We start from the raw sequence: 2094 nt of genomic DNA, 5'->3' as shown, positions 1-2094 counted from the left end.
CAAGCAGCCGGCTGACGGGCGCCGCCTCGCCGTCGACAACCGCGCCTACAACGCTGCCCTTCGATCGATGCGGTGCCTCGGAGAACGCGGCTTCGCGATCCTGACCGGCCGTTGGCGCACCCTGCGCGACACCACCGCCAGCCCACGAAAAACCGGCGACGTCGTCCGCGCCGCGCTCCATCTCACCCACTTCGAATACCGATACCTAACCAAATCTTGTTGAGATCACTTCAGTGGACCAAGACGGGGCGGACCAAGCTGGCGGGCTGCTGGCGCCGCTGAGCCCGAGCTTCCCCGTCGCCCTGCACCCCGGGGTGACCGTGACCCTGTACGTCGAGGGTGGCGACGTCGGAGACGTGATGCGGTCCGGGGTCGAGGCAGCGCTGCGGGGCCTTTGAGTCGGTGGGGGAGCGCCCTGACCTTGCGCTCCGCGACCCTCTACACGGTCGCGGAGTTCGACCGGAAGTTCCTGAGTGAGGTCGGTCTTGGCGGCGCCGGCCGCGTCAACGGGCGGATTCGATGACGCGGCCATCGCCTGGACGGACGCGTGCGGTCCAGTCTGACAAGCGTGCTCCTGCGGCCTCCTGCGGCGGCCTGGCGCTGGGCCGTGTTGGCCGCCTGGTCCTCGAAGACGCCCTGACCGTCGCCCGTACGCCCTGCGAATCGTGGGCAATCGCACTACGGGCCTGGCCGGCATTGTCTCGGTGTCGGGCTGCTGCCGCTTAAGGTCGGCCAAGGTCCCCAAGTCCGGGATGGACCGCGCTCGCCGGTCAGCGCGGGTCGGGGAGGGGGCCATGAGGTTGCAGAAGAGGTGTGGTCATCGCCCGCTGCGGTCACCCGTACGGCTCCGGCCTCGGCCGGCGGCAGTGAATCGTCGAACGCGGCTCTGCCTTGCCCCGCGACTTCAAGCGGCTCCGCATCCGTTACAAACACCGCGCCGACATCCAAGAAGCCCGCTGAGCCTGGCCCGCTCGGCCGAACCTAGACGTGTTGACCCCCGCTCAGCGCCGCCGGAAAACGCAGACGAGCGCTGTCCGCTCACTGGTCATGGCCTTGCCTTCGGCGGCGGCCATGTTGGCCAGCATCCATCCTTCCGCCTCAATGGCCTGAATCTGTTCGGCGACGCCGCTCATGGGCGCAGTTACACGGCTGTTCGTGGTCGCCTCGATGATCTTGTAGACCAGGATGTGGTTGCCCTTTGCGAGCGACTCCCGGGCATGCTTGCCGGCTTCGTTGGCCTTGGCGTTGTTGATCCAGCCCATTGTGGTCCTATCTGAGTTGAGAAGTTGCGAACAGCAAGCCCAGCGGGGCGATGCATCTTGCACCTTGGCTATCGCACGCTCCACGGCCGGGGAACCGGCTGACGGGTCATTAACGCTCCTCTGGTTGGTCGCCGTATGGCAGCGTCCAGCTCGACCAGGGCGAGTGATTGGATCGCGGCACGTGAGACGGGTAGCCGAACCAGGGCGCGGGGACCGAGGTCAGAGCGGCCGCGTCGATCACTCGGAGCGCCGGTAGTGACGGTTGCGCTTACGGGCGACGTCGAGCAGCGAGTTGAGGGATTCCTGCGACCTGCCCGTCGCCGTGGCGAGCGACCCGAGCGGGTCGGCGTGTCCGCGACCGGCCAGGTCGACGAAGACGGCGAGCAGGTCGGACTCGAAGCCGTCGGCTTCCGCACCCCGTTCCCGGGCGAGCTCGGCGAGCCGGCCCTCGATGTAGCGGCGCACCATCACCTGGTACGCCCCGACGCTCGGCAGCACGTGGAACTCGGCCACCATGTCGTCGACCTGCCGTCCCATCGGGTGCAGGACCGCCGACGTGATGCCGCGCTCCCGGACCTCGGGCGCCGCGTCATCGGCGACCCGGATGACGACCTCGTCCGGTCCGTTGATGCCGGCCGGTCCGACGTCGCTGTGCCACCGGGCCGTGATGACCCAGCCCGTGTCCTCGCGGGACAACTCAACGGACCGGTCGGGCACCGCGCGACGGCGATTCTCCTGGAACATGGCGCACCTGTCTTTCCGGCGCCTCGTGGCGCCTACCTGACCGGCCGCGGAGGCGGCCGGTGCGGCGGTAGGAGACCGAGCCGCCGGC

General features: G+C 68.7%; 4 protein-coding genes. 2 read left to right on the top strand and 2 right to left on the bottom strand.

The window, feature by feature from the left end; all coding sequences use genetic code 11:
* Together DKT69_RS37565 and DKT69_RS38755 are read left to right on the top strand one after the other, a co-directional pair.
* On the top strand, positions 1 to 223 hold a 223-nt coding region (locus DKT69_RS37565; RefSeq protein ID WP_146231330.1), incomplete at its 5' end, for a transposase family protein.
* 10 nt (positions 224 to 233) lie between these two features.
* Positions 234 to 398, top strand: coding sequence for a hypothetical protein (locus tag DKT69_RS38755; protein ID WP_161558029.1), 165 nt, complete (start codon positions 234 to 236; stop codon positions 396 to 398).
* A 603-nt stretch (positions 399 to 1001) separates the two neighbouring features.
* Here DKT69_RS38755 and DKT69_RS37560 read toward each other — a convergent pair.
* The gene (locus DKT69_RS37560) at positions 1002 to 1262 is read right to left on the bottom strand and encodes a hypothetical protein (RefSeq protein ID WP_109806092.1); all 261 of its coding nucleotides are present in this window, start codon (positions 1260 to 1262) and stop codon (positions 1002 to 1004) included.
* Positions 1263 to 1499: 237 nt separating this feature from the next.
* Positions 1500 to 2006, bottom strand: a complete 507-nt coding sequence (locus DKT69_RS37555) for a hypothetical protein (RefSeq protein ID WP_109806091.1) — start codon at positions 2004 to 2006, stop codon at positions 1500 to 1502.
* Positions 2007 to 2094 lie beyond the last annotated feature (88 nt).

Source organism: Micromonospora sicca (genome assembly GCF_003172935.1).
Lineage (GTDB): Bacteria > Actinomycetota > Actinomycetes > Mycobacteriales > Micromonosporaceae > Micromonospora > Micromonospora sicca.
The sequence above is the reverse complement of the archived record's forward strand: the minus strand, read 5'-3'. Positions and strand labels throughout refer to the sequence as shown.

Excerpts from the sequence above, each read along its gene's own strand:
- DKT69_RS37555 (WP_109806091.1), bottom strand. The coding sequence starts at position 2,006 with ATGTTCCAGGAGAATCGCCGTCGCGCGGTGCCCGACCGGTCCGTTGAG.
- DKT69_RS37560 (WP_109806092.1), bottom strand. The coding sequence starts at position 1,262 with ATGGGCTGGATCAACAACGCCAAGGCCAACGAAGCCGGCAAGCATGCC.